The 19,694-nt window shown below is 29.9% G+C and carries 20 protein-coding genes; all 20 read left to right on the top strand.

Annotated elements, in window-relative coordinates; genetic code table 11:
* Positions 1 to 81: 81 nt before the first annotated feature.
* The 20 genes from ACXAG4_RS14575 to asnB all read left to right on the top strand — a co-directional run bounded on the left by ACXAG4_RS14575 (position 82) and on the right by asnB (position 19,644).
* Complete coding sequence (locus tag ACXAG4_RS14575) at positions 82 to 1,350, top strand: ABC transporter ATP-binding protein (protein ID WP_475296818.1); 1,269 nt, start codon at positions 82 to 84, stop codon at positions 1,348 to 1,350.
* A gap of 8 nt (positions 1,351 to 1,358) precedes the next feature.
* Positions 1,359 to 2,117, top strand: coding sequence for an FkbM family methyltransferase (locus tag ACXAG4_RS14570; protein ID WP_475296817.1), 759 nt, complete (start codon positions 1,359 to 1,361; stop codon positions 2,115 to 2,117).
* Between the two features lie 5 nt (positions 2,118 to 2,122).
* Complete coding sequence (locus ACXAG4_RS14565) at positions 2,123 to 2,824, top strand: class I SAM-dependent methyltransferase (protein WP_475296816.1); 702 nt, start codon at positions 2,123 to 2,125, stop codon at positions 2,822 to 2,824.
* 46 nt (positions 2,825 to 2,870) lie between these two features.
* On the top strand, positions 2,871 to 3,698 hold the full coding sequence (locus ACXAG4_RS14560) for an FkbM family methyltransferase (protein WP_475296815.1): 828 nt from the start codon (positions 2,871 to 2,873) through the stop codon (positions 3,696 to 3,698).
* Positions 3,695 to 4,573, top strand: coding sequence for an alpha-1,2-fucosyltransferase (locus tag ACXAG4_RS14555; RefSeq protein ID WP_475296814.1), 879 nt, complete (start codon positions 3,695 to 3,697; stop codon positions 4,571 to 4,573). The genes ACXAG4_RS14560 and ACXAG4_RS14555 overlap by 4 nt, the downstream gene beginning before the upstream one ends.
* Positions 4,574 to 4,616: 43 nt before the next feature.
* Positions 4,617 to 5,534 carry a glycosyltransferase family 2 protein gene (locus ACXAG4_RS14550; protein WP_475296813.1) on the top strand — a complete coding sequence of 306 codons (918 nt, stop codon included), beginning with the start codon at positions 4,617 to 4,619 and terminating at the stop codon, positions 5,532 to 5,534.
* Entirely contained in the window at positions 5,531 to 6,562 is a 1,032-nt protein-coding gene (locus ACXAG4_RS14545) for a glycosyltransferase family 2 protein (RefSeq protein WP_475296812.1), read from the top strand. Before ACXAG4_RS14550 ends, ACXAG4_RS14545 begins: the two co-directional genes overlap by 4 nt.
* Positions 6,563 to 6,572: 10 nt before the next feature.
* Positions 6,573 to 7,739: a glycosyltransferase gene (locus ACXAG4_RS14540; RefSeq protein WP_475296811.1), complete on the top strand. Its 1,167-nt coding sequence runs from the start codon at positions 6,573 to 6,575 to the stop codon at positions 7,737 to 7,739.
* Between the two features lie 78 nt (positions 7,740 to 7,817).
* Positions 7,818 to 8,654 (top strand): glycosyltransferase, encoded by an 837-nt coding sequence (locus ACXAG4_RS14535; RefSeq protein ID WP_475296810.1) that lies wholly within the window; start codon positions 7,818 to 7,820, stop codon positions 8,652 to 8,654.
* Complete coding sequence (locus ACXAG4_RS14530) at positions 8,651 to 9,586, top strand: glycosyltransferase family 2 protein (RefSeq protein ID WP_475296809.1); 936 nt, start codon at positions 8,651 to 8,653, stop codon at positions 9,584 to 9,586. Before ACXAG4_RS14535 ends, ACXAG4_RS14530 begins: the two co-directional genes overlap by 4 nt.
* A 15-nt stretch (positions 9,587 to 9,601) precedes the next feature.
* Positions 9,602 to 10,708, top strand: coding sequence for a non-hydrolyzing UDP-N-acetylglucosamine 2-epimerase (gene wecB, locus ACXAG4_RS14525; RefSeq protein WP_475296808.1), 1,107 nt, complete (start codon positions 9,602 to 9,604; stop codon positions 10,706 to 10,708).
* Entirely contained in the window at positions 10,708 to 11,958 is a 1,251-nt protein-coding gene (locus ACXAG4_RS14520) for a glycosyltransferase family protein (RefSeq protein ID WP_475296807.1), read from the top strand. The genes wecB and ACXAG4_RS14520 overlap by 1 nt, the downstream gene beginning before the upstream one ends.
* Entirely contained in the window at positions 11,951 to 12,853 is a 903-nt protein-coding gene (locus ACXAG4_RS14515) for a glycosyltransferase family 2 protein (RefSeq protein ID WP_475296806.1), read from the top strand. The genes ACXAG4_RS14520 and ACXAG4_RS14515 overlap by 8 nt, the downstream gene beginning before the upstream one ends.
* A gap of 21 nt (positions 12,854 to 12,874) precedes the next feature.
* Positions 12,875 to 13,645: a class I SAM-dependent methyltransferase gene (locus ACXAG4_RS14510; protein ID WP_475296805.1), complete on the top strand. Its 771-nt coding sequence runs from the start codon at positions 12,875 to 12,877 to the stop codon at positions 13,643 to 13,645.
* A complete protein-coding gene (locus tag ACXAG4_RS14505; RefSeq protein WP_475296804.1) occupies positions 13,638 to 14,453 on the top strand; it encodes a hypothetical protein in 816 nt (271 codons plus the stop codon). Before ACXAG4_RS14510 ends, ACXAG4_RS14505 begins: the two co-directional genes overlap by 8 nt.
* Entirely contained in the window at positions 14,431 to 14,979 is a 549-nt protein-coding gene (locus ACXAG4_RS14500) for a methyltransferase domain-containing protein (RefSeq protein WP_475296803.1), read from the top strand. Before ACXAG4_RS14505 ends, ACXAG4_RS14500 begins: the two co-directional genes overlap by 23 nt.
* Positions 14,980 to 15,076: 97 nt before the next feature.
* A complete protein-coding gene (locus tag ACXAG4_RS14495; protein ID WP_475296802.1) occupies positions 15,077 to 16,078 on the top strand; it encodes an N-acetylneuraminate synthase family protein in 1,002 nt (333 codons plus the stop codon).
* Positions 16,075 to 17,235, top strand: coding sequence for a UDP-N-acetylglucosamine 2-epimerase (gene neuC, locus ACXAG4_RS14490; protein WP_475296801.1), 1,161 nt, complete (start codon positions 16,075 to 16,077; stop codon positions 17,233 to 17,235). Before ACXAG4_RS14495 ends, neuC begins: the two co-directional genes overlap by 4 nt.
* On the top strand, positions 17,235 to 17,933 hold the full coding sequence (locus tag ACXAG4_RS14485; protein WP_475296800.1) for an acylneuraminate cytidylyltransferase family protein: 699 nt from the start codon (positions 17,235 to 17,237) through the stop codon (positions 17,931 to 17,933). Before neuC ends, ACXAG4_RS14485 begins: the two co-directional genes overlap by 1 nt.
* Position 17,934: 1 nt before the next feature.
* Entirely contained in the window at positions 17,935 to 19,644 is a 1,710-nt protein-coding gene (asnB, locus tag ACXAG4_RS14480; protein WP_475296799.1) for an asparagine synthase (glutamine-hydrolyzing), read from the top strand.
* Positions 19,645 to 19,694 lie beyond the last annotated feature (50 nt).

Here is a 19,694-nt window from a genome sequence, read left to right as displayed (position 1 = left end):
TAAAAGTGAATGTTTATAAAATTTAATGCTAGTTTAGTATAAAAAAATAAAAAAGTTTGTGGTGATACAATTCACTAAATAATGAGTGATATAATATTAAAAGTTGAAAATTTAAGCAAACAATACCGTTTAGGGGTTATTGGTACGGGTACCGTTAAAGATGATTTAAAACGGTGGTGGTATGGCGTGCGAGGTAAACAAGATCCGTTTCAAAAAATAGGCGAGGAGAATGACAGAACTGCCAAAGCTAATTCTAGTTATGTGTGGGCTTTAAAGGATATTAATTTTGAAGTAAAACAAGGCGAAGTATTAGGTATTATTGGTAAAAACGGTGCGGGTAAATCTACACTGCTTAAAATACTTTCTAAAATTACAAGCCCAACTACAGGCTGTGTAAAATCTAAAGGTACTGTAGCTTCTTTATTGGAAGTTGGAACAGGGTTTCACGGAGAGCTTACGGGAAGAGAAAACATATACCTTAACGGAGCCATTTTAGGAATGACCAAAAAGGAAATAGCCTCTAAAATAGATGAAATTATAGAGTTTAGCGGTTGTGAACGTTATATTGATACGCCAGTAAAACGTTATTCATCAGGTATGACAGTAAGGTTAGCCTTTGCGGTAGCCGCTTTTTTAGAACCTGATATTTTAATTATAGATGAGGTTTTGGCTGTTGGTGATGCCGAATTTCAGAAAAAAGCAATTGGGAAAATGCAGGATATATCTAAAGGGAAAGGTAGAACTGTTTTGTTGGTTAGTCACAACATGGGAGTTATTCAAAAACTATGCAATAATTCAATATTGTTGAATAATGGTAAGGTAGTTATGAAAGGGAAAACAGATGAAGTGATAGATCATTATTTAAGTCAGTCAGTTTTAAATAATTCAGAATATATATTTGAGAAACATTCAAAAAGCTATAAAAAGGCTTTTAGTACTAAGTTAAGAGTAGAAGATTTAAATGGTAATTTAATGAATGAAATACCTATAGGTAAGTCATGGCGAGCTTCTTTGTATTTTACTTTAAACGAACCTATTAATAATTTAGTGGTAGGTTTGGGGATGACAAATATGTATGATTTATCAATAAGAACATCATGGACAGAACCTCAAAATTTAGATAAGGGTAGCTATGTTGCAATATTCCAAGAAAAGGACATTAAATTTAATAGTGGGCAATATAAATTGTTGGTAGGTTTATCAAAAGGTTCAGAAGTTATTGAGTATATTAATAATGATGTTTTTGTGGTTATTTCAGATGTCATTTATAATCAAGACGATGCAGTGAAAAATAACAAGAGTGGTTTAATTGCTAATCAAATGCAATCGTCAATTATTAAAGCTTCCTGATTTTTAATATGCGCGATAGAGAAAAATATATTTCATTGGATACTCCATTAAAGGGAGATTTGTTAAAACTGTTTGATAAAAAAGATAAATTAATAATTTTTGACATTGGAGGTTGTGAAGGAGAGGAGTCTATAAGGTACTCTAGGTTGTTCCCTTTTTCATCAATTTATATTTTTGAGCCTTTACCCAAAAATCAAGAATTAATTAAGGCGAATTTAACAAAATATAAGATTAACAATGTAGAATTTCTGCCTTTTGCATTATCTGATACTGTAGGGATTTCAAATTTTTACGTTTCATCTGGTCACCCTGAGGAACAACCAAAAAATTTAGATTGGGATTTTGGTAATAAATCTAGTTCTTTATTACAACCTAATAAAGCGTATAGACCTTATTGGTTAAATTTTAAGGAAACTATTCAAGTTAAAACTAGTACACTTAAAAGAATTTTTGAAGAAAAAAAAATAGAAGAAATAGACTTTGTTCATATGGATGTTCAAGGTGCAGAGTTAAATGTATTAAAAGGAGCAGAAGGTTATTTAAAAAAAATTAAATCTGTTTGGATGGAAGTATCTAATGTAGAGTTATATAAGGGTCAGCCAATAACTTCTAATATAGAAAGCTTTATGAAGTCAAATGGTTTTGTTTTAGTGAAATCGGTATTTGAAGGAGACTTTGGAGATCAATTTTATTTAAATAAAAACTTTTTTTTATCAATTAATTTTTCTTTTATCAACAGAAAATTTCAGTGGTACTTAAAAAAATAGGCGATATGTTTTTTCCAGATAGAATTAAGTCAATTCAAACAAATTATAAAGTTTTAGAAATAGGTCCAGGAGCTACACCACATCCTAGGTCTGATGTTTTTTTAGAATTGAAATATGAAACTAAAGAAGAGCGAATTGCACAGTCTGGCCATGTAGGAATATTAGAAACAGATAAAGAAGTTGTTTTTTATGATGGTGGAAAATTTCCTTTTAAAAACAATGAATTTGACTATGTAATATGCTCTCATGTTTTAGAACATGTTGAAAATGCCGATGCTTTTTTAAGTGAAATTCAACGAGTGGCAAATAAAGGATATTTAGAATTTCCAACCATTTATTATGATTATATCTATAATTTTCCAGAGCATAAATTGTTTTTATTAGAAAATAATGGCGTTATAAATTGGATGACTAAAGCAGAAAGCGGTTTAAATAAATTTAGCCCTATACATAAGTTTTTTTATAGAACTTGTGAACTAAAATATTACGATGCCATTAATGATTTTAAAAACTACTTTTTTCAAGGATTTGAGTGGTTTGATAAAATTAAGTCTAGACACGTAGATAAAATCGAACTACTAACTTACCATATGGATGCAGTAAAATTACAAGAGAAAATAACAAAAGAAATAAGTGTTGAAAATATGTATCCATATATATCCTTTAAAAAATTTTTAAAGTATAAACTAAAAAAGTTTGTTAGCTAATTATTTTATTCATTAAATGTTTTGAATAATTATAAGTTGACTAAAAATGATAAATAGGATTTTTGAAAAATTTTGTATTAAACATGCTAAGTGCTTTTTTAATAAAGTAAAGGGGCAAAAACAATATCAAGCTTTATTTGAAGATTTACACAATATATCTCTGCAAGGCATGAATATAGGAGGATGGACTAACACCAGTAATTCAGGTGAGAAAAATGCTTTACTCTATGTTTTTGATAAGCTGAAACAAAGAGATAATTTAGTACTTTTTGATGTGGGTGCTAATATTGGAAATTATTCTATTTTATTGGGAGAGGTTTTTACCCAAAATCATAAAATATTCTCATTTGAGCCTTCAAAATCTACATTCGAAAAGTTAACACAAAATACACAGGAACTCAAAAATATAGATTTGTATAATTTTGGATTTGGTGATAAAAATACATTAGTAACTCTTTTTTCAAATAAAGAAATGTCTGGTTTGGCAAGCCTATATAATAGACGTTTAGATCATTTTAATATTAGTATGAATCTTAAAGAAGATATAAAAATTAAAACTATTGATTTTTTTTGTGCCGAAAATGATATAACACAAATTGATTTCTTGAAATTAGATGTAGAAGGAAATGAATTGAATGTATTACAAGGAGCAAAAAAAATGTTAGATAGTAGTAAAGTTAATTTCATTCAGTTTGAGTTTGGTGGTTGTAATATAGACTCTAGAACCTATTTTCAAGATTTTTATTACTTATTAAAAGAAGATTATTATATATATAGAATTGTAAAAGATGGTTTATATAAAATAAACCAATATAAAGAGCTTTATGAAGCTTTTACCACAACAAATTATTTAGCAGAACGAGTAGTTAAATGATAATTATAAAATTACAAGGAGGATTAGGAAACCAAATGTTTCAATATGCTTTAGGAAGTGTACTTGCAAAAAAAAACAGAAGCAAACTTTTATTAGATATTAGTTTTTTTAACAATACAAAAAAGAAACCTGGGTTTACTCCGCGGGCATTTGAATTAGATATTTTTGAAAATGATTATAATTTTGCTAAAAAAAAAGATATTATTTCTTTTAATGAGTTAAGCTTATTAAATCGAATAAAAAAAAGGTTTGGATTAAAATATCCTGTAAAGTATATTGAGAATTTTTCTAGGTATAATCCACATTTATTATCTTTTAAACAAGATGTTTATCTTCAGGGGTATTTTCAGAGTTATAAGTATTTTATTGAATATGAAAACCTTGTTAAGAGGTTGTTTTCTTTTAATGTTGATTCACTGTCTAGTTCTAATAAAAAACTTTTGCAAACAATTAAAAAAACAAATTCCATTTCTATCCATATTAGAAGAGGAGACTATGCTGAAGATGAAATTACAAATGCCTATCATGGTGTATGTAATTTAGATTATTATATAGAGGCCATAAAACAGTTAGAAGATCGTTATGATAACCTAACATTATTTTTTTTCTCAGATGATATGGTCTGGGTTAAAAAAGCATTCGTCAATTTAAATCAGCAAAAATATTTTATTGACAATAACCTAGACAATAGCTGGGTAGATATGTTTTTGATGAGTTCTTGTAAACACAATATTATAGCTAATAGTTCCTTTAGTTGGTGGGGAGCATGGTTAAACAAAAATACGTCAAAAATTGTTTTTGCACCAAAAACATGGAATAACAATAAAGAACTAGATATTTCATCATTGCTACCTAAAGAATGGATAAAAATTTAAAAAAGAATTATTAGTTTGTATTTTAAATCTATAGGCGTTACTTATGCAAGAACCACAGTTTTCTATACTTATAGCTAATTACAATAATGGACATTTTTTTAAAGATTGTTATGAAAGCATTTTTGCTCAGACCTACAGTCATTGGGAAGCTGTTATTGTTGATGATGCTTCAACGGATGATTCTATTGAAATCATTAATGATTTGATAAAAGGCGATGATAGGTTTAAATTATATTTAAATAAAACCAATAAAGGCTGTGGTTATACTAAGCATAAGTGTGCCACACTAGCACTAGGAGACATAATGGGCTTTTTAGATCCAGATGATGCCTTGGTTCCAGAAGCTATAGCGCTTATGGTTAACACACACCTTAAAAATAAAGATGTTGCTATCGTAACCTCAAAATATGAGTTTGTAGATTTAGAAATGAATTTTACTAAGCCAAGTTTTTATGGAAGTAACATCCCTAAAGGAAAATCGTATTTAACCTATGCTAATGGTGCTTTAACCCACTTTGCTACTTTTAAGAAAGCGGCATATACACAATCTGGAGGTATAAACCCTTTTATGAAACGGGCAGTTGATCAAGATTTGTATTACAAGTTAGAAGAACAGGGCAAGCATTTGTTTTTAGATAAGGTTTTGTATCGTTATAGAGTGCATGAACATAGTATTTCTAATAATGATAACCTTCATAAAGCCGAATATTGGCATTTTTATGCTATAGTTAATGCCTATAAACGTAGAAAAAAGAAACGTCTTGAAATTGATAATTTTTCTAAAAATTATATAAAGACATTAGTTTCTAATTATTATATAAAACGGTTTGAACGTCTTAAATTTTCTAATAAAAAATGTTCTCAATACTATTTGTTATACAAGGCTTTTACAGCGTATCCACTCTATAAGTTGATGTTTAAAATAAAAAGTTTAATGGTTTTAATATTGGGTAGGATATGAAAACACCCTTAATATCTGTTGTACTTCCAGTTTATAATGTAGCGCCTTTTATAAAGGAGGCTATAGATTCTGTTTTAAACCAAACCATACAAGATTTTGAAGTGTTAGTTATTGATGACTGTTCAACTGATGATACTTTAAAGGTTGTTAAAGATTTTCAAGATGACAGAATACGAATTATTGAAAAACAACAAAATAAAGGCCTTATTGATAGTTTAAATATAGGTTTTAAAGAAGCCAAAGGGCAATATATTGCTAGAATGGATGGCGATGATATTAACGTTTTAAATAGATTTGAAAAACAACTCCATGTTTTGCAAAATAACCCCAATATTAAAGCTTGTGGGTGTTGGTTACAATGTTTTGGTGCAAGCACAAAGATTATAAAACATAGGGAGCATCATAAAGAAATTCAGGCGCATTTATTATTAAGTAATCCCATGAGTTTAGGTGCAACCATGTTACACGGGGAATCTTATAAAAATTATAGTTTTGATTCAACTAAAATACATGCAGAAGATTATGACTTTTGGGCAAGAACAGCATGGGAAAGCCAAATGTATAATATTCAAGAAGTTTTGTATTATTATAGAACTCATACCAATCAGGTTTCTACACAGCACAAAAATGTTCAGATAAATCAAGATATAGCCATTAAATTAAACTTATATCATAAAATAAATTATAATAAAACCGTGTTTTCTGATGCATTTCTAACGAACATGTTGTTTTCAAATAATCAATTTTCATTGTTAGAATTTAAACAGTTTTTTAAGTGGTTAACACAAATTTTAAGAATTAATAAAAAGCAACAAGTTTTTGAGAATAAAGAACTCAAAAAAGTAGTGCAAGCATTAAAAAGGAGGTTTGTTTTTGAAATATTTTTCACCAATAATAGAGTAGGTGTTGATTATAAATTGAGAAAAGACATTTTGTGTATTTTACCTTTTAAAGAGAAATCTTTTGTTATAGTTAAAAAATTAAAAGAACAGATTTCTTTGTTTAAGCAATCTGTACTTAAAAAATAGCATTATTAAAATGAATTTTAATAAAAAGAATATTTTATTAGTTTTACATGAGGGAGCTTTAGGTGGTGCAGAGAGGCAAGGCTTAGGGCTAGGCAGATTTTTAGCTAGAAAATACAGATGTAATGTTTATCTCCTATTGACACACTCTAGAGAAACAACGAAGGAGTTTGATATGTGTTTAAATAATTCTTGTATAAAAAAAGTATATCATTTTGGAGAACCATATTTAGTCGGAAGAAAAGAGTTTAGCATCAAAAATATAAAACGCTTTTATTGGTCTTTTAAGTATTTGTTACGAATGAGGAAAGGGCTGAAACCTTTAGATATTGATGTTATTTTGCCATTTTTAAATTATCCATCTAAAGTCGCTTATTTTTTATACAAATTACTTCCAACTGTTAAATTTACTTTTTGGCATCAGTTGGGGTTAGACATTCAAAAGTGTGATGTATTTGAAACTATTGCAGCAAACAATATTCCTTGTGTAATTGCAAATGCTAGTAATGGGCTTGATTTGTTTAGAAAAGATTACAGTCTAACTGAAAACAGGGCTTTTGTATTACCTCAATACTTATCTATGGAATATAAGGCATATGATACTGAAATAGTTAAGAGAGAATTAGCCATTAATGGAGATGAGTTAATTATTGGTATGGTAGCTCACTATAGGCCAGAAAAATTTCATGAACTGTTACTTAATACTTTTAATAAGTTTATTAAAGAATACCCTAATTCAAAATTGGTTTTTTTAGGAAATAGGAATAACACTGAATTAACTTCAAATAAATACGAAAATCTGCAAAGAAAAGTTGTAGATTTTAATTTGAATGATAGAGTTCTTTTGTTATCTAATATAGAGGTTGAAAAAGTTCTTTCAGTTTTAGATATAGGTGTTTTACTATCTGCTATTGAGGGGGTTCCTAATGCTGTTATGGAGTACATGTTGTATGGGTTACCTGTAATATCAACAAATCATCCAGGGTGTCAAGAGTTATTAAAAGACTCTCCTTTTTTAATCCAAAATGATGAAGATCAATTGTTACAAGCATTAAAAAAATTAGCAAAATCAAAAGAAATGAGGTACTTAGAAGGAGGGAAAAACAAAAAGCATATAGATTTTTACACAAAGGAAAATTATGTGAATAAATTAACTGAAATCATGAATAGGTTTGTTTAATAATTAAAAAAGTGGATGTGTTCTTAAAATAAAGAATAGTATGGACATTTGTATGAATAAAATATTTAGTTGTTACTTATGAAAAATAATTCTTTACTATCAATAATAATTCCATGTTATAATGATTTTGAATATGTAGAACAGGCTGTAAATTCTGCTATTAATCAAACTTATCGCAATAAAGAAATAATTGTAGTTGATGATGGTTCTAATCAGGAAACAAAAGCTATTTTAAAAGAATTAGAATCTAAAATAGATATATTAATTACACAAGAAAATAAAGGACAAAGTACAGCAAGAAATGAAGGTATTAAAGCAGCTCATGGTAAGTATATTCTAATTTTAGATAGTGATGATATCTTTGAAACAATGTTTAGTGAAAAGGCTATTAATGTTTTTTTAGAAAAAAATGATATAAAATTGGTTACATGTTATGCAAATTTACTTTTTGAAAATGAAACAAGTTTAATATATAAACCAAATGGAGGAAAACTTGAAGATTTTTTGTTTGTAAATCAAGCTTTAGGCACATCAATGTTTAAAAAAAAGGATTGGGAACTTTGTGGTGGTTATGATGAGAGTATGAGAGAGGGGTTTGAAGATTGGGAATTTTTTATAAGGTTACTTGCAAAAGGAGGAGTTGCTCATGTTATTAAAGAACCATTATATAATTATAGAAAACGTTCTGATTCTACCACAACTAAAGCCAATAGTAAAAAGTATAGATTATTGAAGTATATTTATATTAAAAACAAAGATTTGTACATTGATAAATTTGAAATAACTATACATCATTTAATTAAACGAATAGAAAGAGAGGAAAAAGAGAAAATAAAAAATATAGAACGGTTAGAGTTTAAAATAGGTAAAGCAGTTTTGATGCCATTAAGATGGATAAAATCACTTTTAAGATGAAAGATGTCCCAAAAGTATCCATAATCATGGCCACCTACAATAGAGCTCATTTTATTGTAGAAACTTTAAAGTCTATACAAGCACAAACCTATACCCATTGGGAATGTTTAATTATTGATGATGGGGGTAGTGATAATACAGAAACCGCTATAGCCCCATTGTTAAAAGCAGACAGTAGGTTTAAATTTTTTAAAAGAACAGATACTTATTTAAAAGGCTTACCTGGGTGTAGAAATTATGGTTTAGATATAGCAACCGGAGATTACATTATTTTTTTTGATGATGATGATATTGTACATCCACAAAATTTAGAGCTATGCTTATCGGTATTTAAAAAACATGAGGATTTACATTTTTGTAATTATTTAAAACAGTCTTTTATAGGTGCATTAGATTCTAATTTAATTGATGAGGATTCTAATTTAAACTACGTACAAACCAATCATCAAATTTTAGAAGACGTAGTAACCCAAAAAACACCTTTTGCATCTTGCACAGTTATGTGGAAAAAAGCGTGTTTTAGAAGCAGTAGGTTTAATGAACGTTTAATGTATGCAGAGGAATGGGAATGTTATCAACGTATTTTAAGTACAAACATGAGAGGGGCTTTAATAAAAAAGCACCTTTACTTTAATAGAAAACACGCAAACTCCAATACAGGGGAATATTGGCAAAAAGACAAGACTAGAATAAATTCTAAAAAGAAAGCTATAAACTTGGTTGTTTCTAATTTATACAATAAAGGATTGCTTACGCCTTATTTGTTTAAATATTTAATGAATTTGGCAATTTCGTTTAGAGATTTTAAACTAGTAAAATGTATTATTAAAGAAACAAAACCCAATATAAAACGTAGGCTATTTTATCAATTAAAGTATGTTTTGTACCCTGTTTGGATAAAAATTTTTAGATTTAAAAAAACAACTTCTTAACCTAAAAAATAAAAATTGAAATTACTCATCTGTTTTGGTACGCGCCCCGAAGCTATAAAAATGGCTCCCGTTTGTTTAGAGTTGGCTAAACAAAACATACCATTTAAACTTTGTGTTACCGCTCAACATAGAGAAATGCTAGATCAGGTATTAGATTTTTTTCAGCTAGTGCCAGATTTCGATTTAAATATCATGCAACCTAATCAAAGTTTAAATAGATTAAGCTCTAGGATATTGCTAGAAATGGATGATATTTTAGAACAAGAACTGTTTGATATGGTTTTGGTACATGGCGATACCACTACATCGGCATTGGTAGCTTTGGCTGCTTTTCATCGTCATATTAAGGTGGCTCATGTTGAGGCAGGTTTGCGTACTTACAACAAACAATCTCCATTTCCAGAAGAATTAAACAGGCAACTCACAGGGAGAATTTCAGATTATCATTTTGCACCAACACAGCAAGCAAAAAACAATCTTTTAAATGAAGGTGTTAATGAAAATAAGGTTGTAGTTACTGGTAATAGTGTTATAGATGCTTTAAAAATTACTTTAGAAAAAATTAAACAGGGCTATACCAATACTTTTATTGAAAATTTAAAATCTAACATAAATTTTAATAATAACATTATTCTAGTAACAGGGCATAGAAGGGAAAGTTTTGGTACAGGGTTTGAAAATGTTTGTGAGGCTATTCTAGAAATATCAAAACAAAAAGACGTTGAAATTGTTTATCCAGTACATTTAAACCCCAATGTGCAAGGTGTGGTTTATGAAAAATTATCGAATGTTGAAAATATTCATTTAATACCCCCTTTAAATTATCCATCGTTTGTTTGGTTAATGAGTCAATCTAATTTAATAATATCAGATTCGGGTGGTATTCAAGAAGAAGCCCCTTCATTAAATATCCCTGTTTTAGTAACACGAAACACCACCGAACGTGAAGAAGGTATAAAGGCTAAATGTTCTTTTTTAGTAGGAACAGAGACTAAAAAAATTATAGCTACCGCTAAACAACTTATGAGTAAAGAAAATACAGGTAAATTATCTAATCCGTATGGTCATGGTGATGCTGCTGTTACAATAGTTAATTTTATTAAACATAATCTTTTAGTTTAATGGCTTATAACATACTAGTTATAGTAGATTCTATAGATGTTAATGATAGCAGTGGTTCTAAAGCCAATGTGGGTTTAATTAAAAACTTAGTTACTGTTGGCTATGGGGTTACTGTACTGCATTATACAAGAAAAGCTATTAAAATTGAAGGCATTGAATGTATTTCAATACAAGAAAAAAAACACACCATATTCTATTTTTTAAGCAGAGGACAACGGGTTATACAAAGGCATTTTAAAATAAACTTAGCAAGGTATTTAGAGCACGTTTTTGGTTTTTCATTTACTTTTTTTAATGATGTAAACAGTATTAAAGCAGCCATTAAAAAGCATGAGGTATCACCATTTGATTTAATTTTAACTCTTAGTAAAGGTGCTAGTTTTAGACCACATTATGCTGTGAATAACATGCCAGAGTTACATAGTAAATGGATGGCTTATATACATGATCCTTATCCTTTTAGTTGTTATCCTAAACCTTACACTTGGAAAGATCCAGGGTACAAAATAAAAGAACGTTTTTTTAAAACGCTTTCTGTTAATGCTAAATATAGTGCTTTTCCAAGTTTGTTATTGAAAGACTGGATGGCGTCTTTTTTCAATAATTTTAGTAAAACAGGGATTGTTATTCCGCATCAAATTACTGAAATTGAGGTGCAAGCAGAATTGCCAAATTATTTTAATAATAAGGTGTTTACTATTTTACATGCTGGTAGTTTGCTAAAGCAGCGAAATCCGGAAGGTTTAATTAAAGGCTTTCAATTATTTTTAGAAAACAATGCAGACGCACAGAGCAATTCTATGTTAATTTTAATAGGAGGAGCAGATTACCATAAAAGTACACTAGAAAATTATGCTAAAAACATGCCTCAATTAGAACTACAACTCAAAAATGTATCTTTTAGAGAAGTTATGTGGCTTCAAAATCATGTTTCAGCCAATATTATTCTAGAAGCCCATGCAGAAGCAAGTCCTTTTTTACCAGGTAAATTTCCGCATTGTGTTTCAGCCAATAAGCCCATTATTCATTTAGGACCAGAGCAAAGTGAAACCAGACGTTTACTAGGAAGTGATTATATTTATTGTGCTGCTGTTACTGATGTGAAACGAATTTCAGAAATTATAGAATTACTTTATCTAAAGTGGAAAGAAACAACTCAAGTTTTAGCTTTAGATAGGGTGGATTTAGAAAACTACTTAGGTGTAAACTATTTAAAAAACGAGCTTGAAGCAATTTTAAATAATGATTGAGTTTTCCATATTAATAACCACTAAAAATAGGCTTACTGATTTAAAAATAACATTAAGTAGTATAGCTCATTTACTAAAACAAGAGTATGTAGAATGTATTATATGTGATGATGGTTCTACTGATGGTACTTCAAATTTTATAGCAACACAGTATCCTTCTATTCAATTAATTAAAAACTCTAAAAGCAAGGGGCTTATTTACAGTAGAAACAAGTTGCTTGGTTTAACCCGAGCCCTATATGCTATTACTTTAGATGATGATGCACATATTGTATCGCAAAATACTTTAGAAAGCATTAAAGTGTTTTTTGAATCTCATAAAAGATGTGCCGTTATAGCCTTTAGGATTTTTTGGGGAAGGTCTTTACCTAATAGCTTAAACCAAAAGTTAGCCAATAGGCGTGTTAAAGGTTTTGTAGGGTGTGGTCATGTTTGGCGTATGGAAGCTTGGAGAAGTATTCCTCATTACCCTGAATGGTTTGTGTTTTATGGCGAAGAAGAATTTGCCAGCTATCAGCTATTTAAGTCTGGTTGGGAGGTACACTATGTCCCCGATATTTTAGTACACCATCGCGTTGATGTTAAAGGACGAAAAAGCCATAAAGATTATAGAATCCGTTTAAGGCGGTCTTTACGATCTGGTTGGTATTTGTATGTTTTATTTTATCCATTAAAAACGATCCCTAGAAGGTTTTTATATACCTTGTGGATTCAATTAAAAACAAAAGTTTTTAAAGGCGATTTTAGAGCCTTATTAGCTATTTTGCAAGCTTTAGGGGATTTGTTTGTTAATTTTCCGCGATTATTAAAACAGGCTAATAGATTATCAAATAAAGAATTTTTAGAATATTCTAAATTAGCTGATACCAAATTGTATTGGAACCCAAAAAAATAATTAAATACATCATATAATTAAATGCTCAACACGCTAAAGAACAACCTTTCATATAAACAAAAACTAAAAATAAAATATAAGTTAAGGTATTTTAAAGCATTTTTATATCCTTTTAATTTATCGAAAATAGCTAGGATTCATAAAACAGATAAATATGGGTATCATTTTTATACTCCACATTATCAAAACCATTTTCAAAAATATAAGTTTAAAAAAAATACCATTTTAGAAATAGGTGTTGGAGGTTATGAAGACCCCTATATAGGAGGAAATTCGCTAAGAATGTGGAAATCATATTTTCCATTTTCAAAAATATACGCCTTAGACATTTATGATAAATCATTTCTACAAGAAAAGAGAATTAAAATATTTAAAGGCAGTCAAGTAGATTATGATTTTTTAGATGAAATTATAAAAGAAACAGGAGGACTAGACATTATCATTGATGATGGTAGTCACGTAAACGAACATGTGATAAAAACATTTAAGCATCTTTTTCCTAAGCTAAAAAAAGGAGGGATTTATGTGGTTGAAGATACCCAAACTTCTTATTGGGAGGATTATGGAGGTGATTCAACCAATTTTGATAATAGAAATACTATCAATGGTTTTTTTAAATCTTTAATAGATTGTCTAAATAATGAGGAGTTTATTATTGAAAATTATCAGAAAACGTATTATGATAAACATATCATCTCTATGCATTTTTATCATAATATGATTTTTATTTATAAAGGTGATAATGATGAATTATCAAATTATATTGTGAAAAATAAAAAGCCAAATGTATAAAGCCAAAATAGGAATATTAACTACAGTAGCAAATTTTGAGTTATACAATGTAACATCACATCTCTTTCCAAAGGATATTAGAAAATATGTTGTTGATGGTACTAATGGTATGCACGGTATTTATAGTATTTTTTATATGTTCAAAAAACTTTCAAAAGAAGGTATAGATTGGTTAGTGATGGCAGATGAAGATGTTATATTTAAGGAAAGTAATGTGGTATTTTCTATAATTGATAAAATGAAGAAAGAAAATATTACGGTCTCTGGAGTAAGAGAAGGTGGTGAAATTAAGCATAGAAAATACAATCCATTTATGGTAAATACATTTTTTACTATTATTAATTTTAAAGAAATTTTAGCAGATTGGAACATTAAAGAAGTAAAATCACATCAATATATACTACCAAATGAATTTACAATTGAAGAAAATGAAATAAAGGGACAATATGATGTAAATAGTCTTTACGAACCCTACTATTGTTTTTTTCTTTGGCTAAAAAGAAAAGGAAAGAAGTTTTTATATTTAGAAGGAAATATGTTGGAGGATAACATTTCAAACTCCATTTTGTTTAATGGAAAAGAATTTGCTTATCATACTTGGTATGCAAGGAGTTATAATGTAAATGAAAAGCATACCAAAAGAATAAATAATATTTTAATGAGTTTAGATGTTGATATTAACAGTAATAACTCGAATACTTTGGATTATAAAATTTATAGAGATGCATTTTTTTCTGTAAAAATGAAAATGAAAAAGTATTATAGAAGAATACTATATAGATTAAGTGGAAAAAGTTATAACATATAGTAACCGAGCAGCATTTGCCAAAGCAAAACTGCGTGAATATATAGAAACATCGCCTAATAATGTTGTAAGTGATATAGGCGCAGGCTTTGGGCATATGCAACCCCATGTAGAAGCCTTAAACACTCTATGGCTACCTTTTGATTATATAAGGAAAATTGAAGCTTCTGTTATTTGGGATTTAAATAATACAGCACCTCAAGGGGTTAAGAAAGCAGGTACGGTTTTGTTTTTAGAAGTATTAGAACATTTAGATAATCCGTTATTAGGGTTGCAAAATATTTCTGAGCATATGGAAAAAGAAGGGGTTTTGATTTTAACAATCCCTAATCCGCAATCTAGTAAAAATACTTTAAGTTTGTTTTTAAGAGGCGCTTTGTATGTCTTTCAAGAAAAGCATATTAAAGAAAATCATGTATTCACACCCTGGAAACATGTGGTGTATGCATTTTTAAACCGAAGTGGTTTTGAAGTATTAGAATATGCTATTGTAGATGTAGAATATAAAAGCAAAAAGCAACATCATTAAAAGATTGGATTAAGGCTAAAATTGAAGCCTATATAGAATATAGAAATCCTTTAGCAAAAGGAATGAGTTACGGTATAGTGGCACGAAAAATTAGATAATGCAGGTAAAATTAATAGCAGAAATAGGGCAAGCCCATAATGGGAGTTTACAAAAAGCCCATGACTATATTGAAGCCATAGCCACAACAGGTGTTGATGCTATTAAGTTTCAAACCCATATAGCGGCGGCAGAGAGTAGTATTTACGAGCCATTTAGAGTGAAATTTACAGATGAATATGCCACTAGATTTGACTATTGGAAAGCCATGGAATTTACACTTAAAGAGTGGCAAGCATTAAAAAGGCATTGTGATGATGTTGGCTTAGAGTTTATGAGCTCGCCTTTTAGTAATGCTGCTGTAGATTTATTAGAAGCAGTAGGAGTTACTTTTTACAAAATAGGTTCAGGAGAGGTTAATAATTTTTTGTTACTAGAAAAAATAGCGCAAACCGGTAAGCCCGTTATTTTGTCATCTGGCATGAGCTCTTATCAGGAATTAGATGAAACCGTTGCATTTTTAAAATCGAAAGCAGTTGAATTTTCAATTTTACAATGTACTACCGCTTATCCAACACAACCAGAAGTTTATGGTTTAAATGTAATACAAGCATTAAAAACAAGGTATAATGTACCTGTTGGGTTTTCAGATCATTCGGCAAAAATAGAAACCTGTATTGCTGCTGTTGCTTTGGGCGCCGAAATTTTAGAGTTTCATGCTGTTTTTAGTAAAGATGATTTTGGGCCTGATGTGAGCTCTTCATTAACAATAGAAGCGATTAAGTTATTGACCCAATCTGTTAGAACTATTGAAAAAGCACAAAATAATCCTGTTAATAAATATGACAATACTAAATTTACAGAGCTCAAGAGCATTTTTGAAAAATCATTAGCCATTAATAAAGATTTAAGAGCAGGACATATTATTCAATTTGAGGATTTGGAAGCCAAAAAACCAGCCAATAAGGGTATAAGTGCTTCTAAATTTAAAGCAGTGATAGGTAAGGCATTGGTGCGTGATATGAAGCAGTGGGATTTTTTAACACAAGAAGATATTACATGAGTAAAAGAAAAATATGCGTAGTTATTACCGCAAGACCATCGTATAGTAGGATAAAAACCGCTTTAGCAGCCATAAAACAACATCCTAAATTACAATTACAGCTTGTTGTGGCGGGGTCTGCACTGTTAGATAGGTACGGAAACGCTGTAGATTATATAGAAAACGATGGTTTTAAAATAGATGCCAAAGTGTTTATGGTGTTAGAAGGCGAAAATAAAACCTCTATGGCTAAAACCACGGGCTTGGGGGTTATGGAATTAGCCAATACTTTTTATAATTTAAAACCAGACGCGGTGGTAACCATTGCCGATAGGTTTGAGACTTTAGCAACCTCTATAGCGGCTTCGTATCAAAATATCCCTTTAATTCATGTTCAAGGTGGTGAGGTTACGGGTAATATAGATGAAAAAGTACGTCATGCCAATACCAAATTAGCCGATATTCATTTAGTAGCCTCTGAAGATGCTAGAACTAGAGTTATTAAAATGGGAGAGGATGAACGCTATGTTTTTAATACAGGTTGTCCTTCTATAGACTTAGCTTACAATGTAAATAAAGCACCCGCATTGAATTTTAATCCTATTGAAAAGTATGGTGGTGTAGGGAATGACATCAACTGGCAAACAGGTTATATAGTGGTTATGCAACATCCTGTAACTACAGAATATACTAAAGCAAAGGAAAACGTATTAACAACCTTAAAAGTAGTTCATAAGTTAGGTATTCCTGCATTTTGGTTTTGGCCTAATGTAGATGCAGGTGCCGATGGTACTTCAAATGGTATTAGGTTATACAGAGAAATTTATAAGCCAGAGAATATTCGTTTTTTTAAAAATATGATACCAGAAGATTTTTTAAGGTTACTAATAAATAGTCAATGTTTGGTTGGTAATTCTAGTGTAGGCATTAGAGAATGTGCTTATTTAGGGGTGCCTGTTGTTAATATAGGAACGCGCCAACAAGGAAGAACACGTGGAGTTAATGTTTTAGATGTGTCTTATAATGAAGATGATATTGAATTAGCTATTAAAAATAGAATGGCGCAAAAATCTCTAATACCAAGTGACTCAATTTATGGCGATGGCAATTCAGGAGAAAAAATAGCCAACATTTTAGCAGATGTTACATTACGTTTCCATAAAACCATATCGTATTAATGAAGATATTAGGACTTATACCAGCACGTGGCGGTTCCAAATCTATTCCAGGAAAGAATATTAAAAAGCTCAAAGGCAAGCCTTTGTTGCAATATACCGTTGAAGCTGCTAAAAACTCTAAAAAGTTAACGCATTTCATTTTAAGTTCTGATGATGATGACATTATTCATGTAGCTAAAGAGTTAAGCGTAGAGGTGCCTTTTGTAAGGCCAAAACACTTAGCGGAAGATGCATCACCAACTTTGGGGGTTATTCAGCATGCTTTACAATTTTATAAAACACAAAACATACATTTTGATGCTGTGTGTTTGTTACAAGTAACCAGTCCGTTTAAAACAGGAGCTTTTATTGATGAAGCCATAGAAAAATTTGAGAAATCTGATTGTGATGCTTTAGTCTCGGTTCAAAAAGTACCAGATGAATATAATCCGCATTGGACATTTAAAGAAAATAATAAAGGTTACTTAGAATTAGCAACAGGCGATAAAACAATAATTTCTAGACGTCAGGACTTGCCCAAAGTTTATCATAGAGATGGGCTTATTTACATTACAAAAACCGAGGTGTTATTAGAACAACATTCACTTTATGGTACTAAGTTGGCTTATATAAAATCACCTTTAGACTATACTATAAATATTGATACTCTAGATGATTGGAAACAAGCGGAGCTGTTTTTAAATTCTAAAAATACATAGCATGTGCGGTATTGTTGGAGTTATAGGAGAAGATCATTATCAATATCAAATAGATGATATGCTGAGGTCTCAGCATCACCGAGGTCCGGATTTTACAGGTACTTATTTTGACAGTGGATTTGCTGCATTAGGACATAATAGATTGTCTATTATAGATTTAACATCTAATGCTAATCAGCCATTTCAAGATGCATCGGGAAGGTTTACTATTGTCTTTAATGGCGAAATTTATAATTATTTAGAGCTTAAAGCTGGGTTAAAAGATGATTATAACTTTCAAACATCATCAGATACCGAAGTATTATTGGCTGTTTTTATCAAACACGGAAAAGCATGTTTAAGTATGTTAAATGGCATGTTTGCGTTTGCTATTTGGGATTGTTTAAAAAAAGAGCTTTTTGCAGCAAGAGACCGTTTTGGTATTAAACCATTTTATTATACTAAGCATAATAAAACCTTAATTTTTTCTAGTGAAATTAAAGCCATACATGAAGCAGGTATAAAAAAAAATCCAAATGAACAGGTATGGTCTGGTTATTTTGTTAATGGTAGCTATGGCTTGCCTCATGAAACCTTTTGGGAAGGTATCCATCAATTGCCTGCAGGACATTTTTTAGAATATGCTCATGGTGTTTTAAAAATGGAGCATTGGTATGATTTTGTAAAAGCTGTAAATTTTCAACCTAAAATAAAAGATTACGAAGAAGCCAAAGCTGTTTATTTAAAACTTTTAATTGATAGTATAAAACTTAGGTTTAGAGCCGATGTGCCAATTGGCTTTAATGTTAGTGGTGGTTTAGATAGTTCTGCGCTTTTAGCCTTGGCCAATATTTCTCAAACTGATATTTCTAAAATTGAGGCTTTTACATTTTATACCAATGATAAAAATTATGATGAATTACCATGGGTAGAACAAATTATAGCCTCTTATAAAAATCCTTTAAATAAAGTTTTGTTACAGCCTCATGAAGTAATGACATTATCAGAAAAAATTTCAGATATACAAGATGAACCTTTTGGAGGTATACCTACATTGGCTTATTCAAAATTATTTGCTTCGGCATCAAATAGAGGTATTAAGGTGTTGTTAGATGGTCAGGGAATGGATGAACAATTAGCTGGTTATGATTATTATAGAAACGTTTCAAATGCTACCATACAAGGGGTTTCAAAAAGTCCGTTTAGAGCCCATATGCTACATCAATCATTTGTAGAACTTTCTAAATTCAATACCTATCCTAAATCTTTTAATTCATTAGAAAAAAACCTTCAATATAGAGATTTGTTTTACACAAAAATACCTAGAGCTTTACGTTTTAATGATAGAGTTTCTATGGCATATTCAACCGAGTTAAGGGTTCCTTTTTTAGATTATAGATTGGTAGAATTTGCTTTTTCGTTACCTAAAGAATTCAAACTTAAAAACAATCAAGGAAAACAGCTTTTAAGAGATGTTATTTCAAAATATGTAGATAGTAACGTTACTTATACTCCTAAGCGTCCTTTACAAACACCGCAACGGGAATGGTTAGGTGATGATTTAAAGGAATTTGTTCAAGAGTGTATTGATAGTATTAAATCTTCAGAATACAAACACTGGTTTAATGAAAAAGCATTAGATATAGAGTGGCATAGGTATTTGGCAGGTGATAATGAATCTAGTTTTCATATTTGGCAGTTGGTTAACTTCTCATTGTTAATAGTTTCATAGTCCATTTTTATTTCTAAAAATGGTATCTTTAGCTTTTTAAACCCAATTAA

Source organism: Seonamhaeicola sp. ABD4_175 (assembly GCF_056160885.1).
This window is presented reverse-complemented; position numbering and strand designations above follow the sequence as displayed.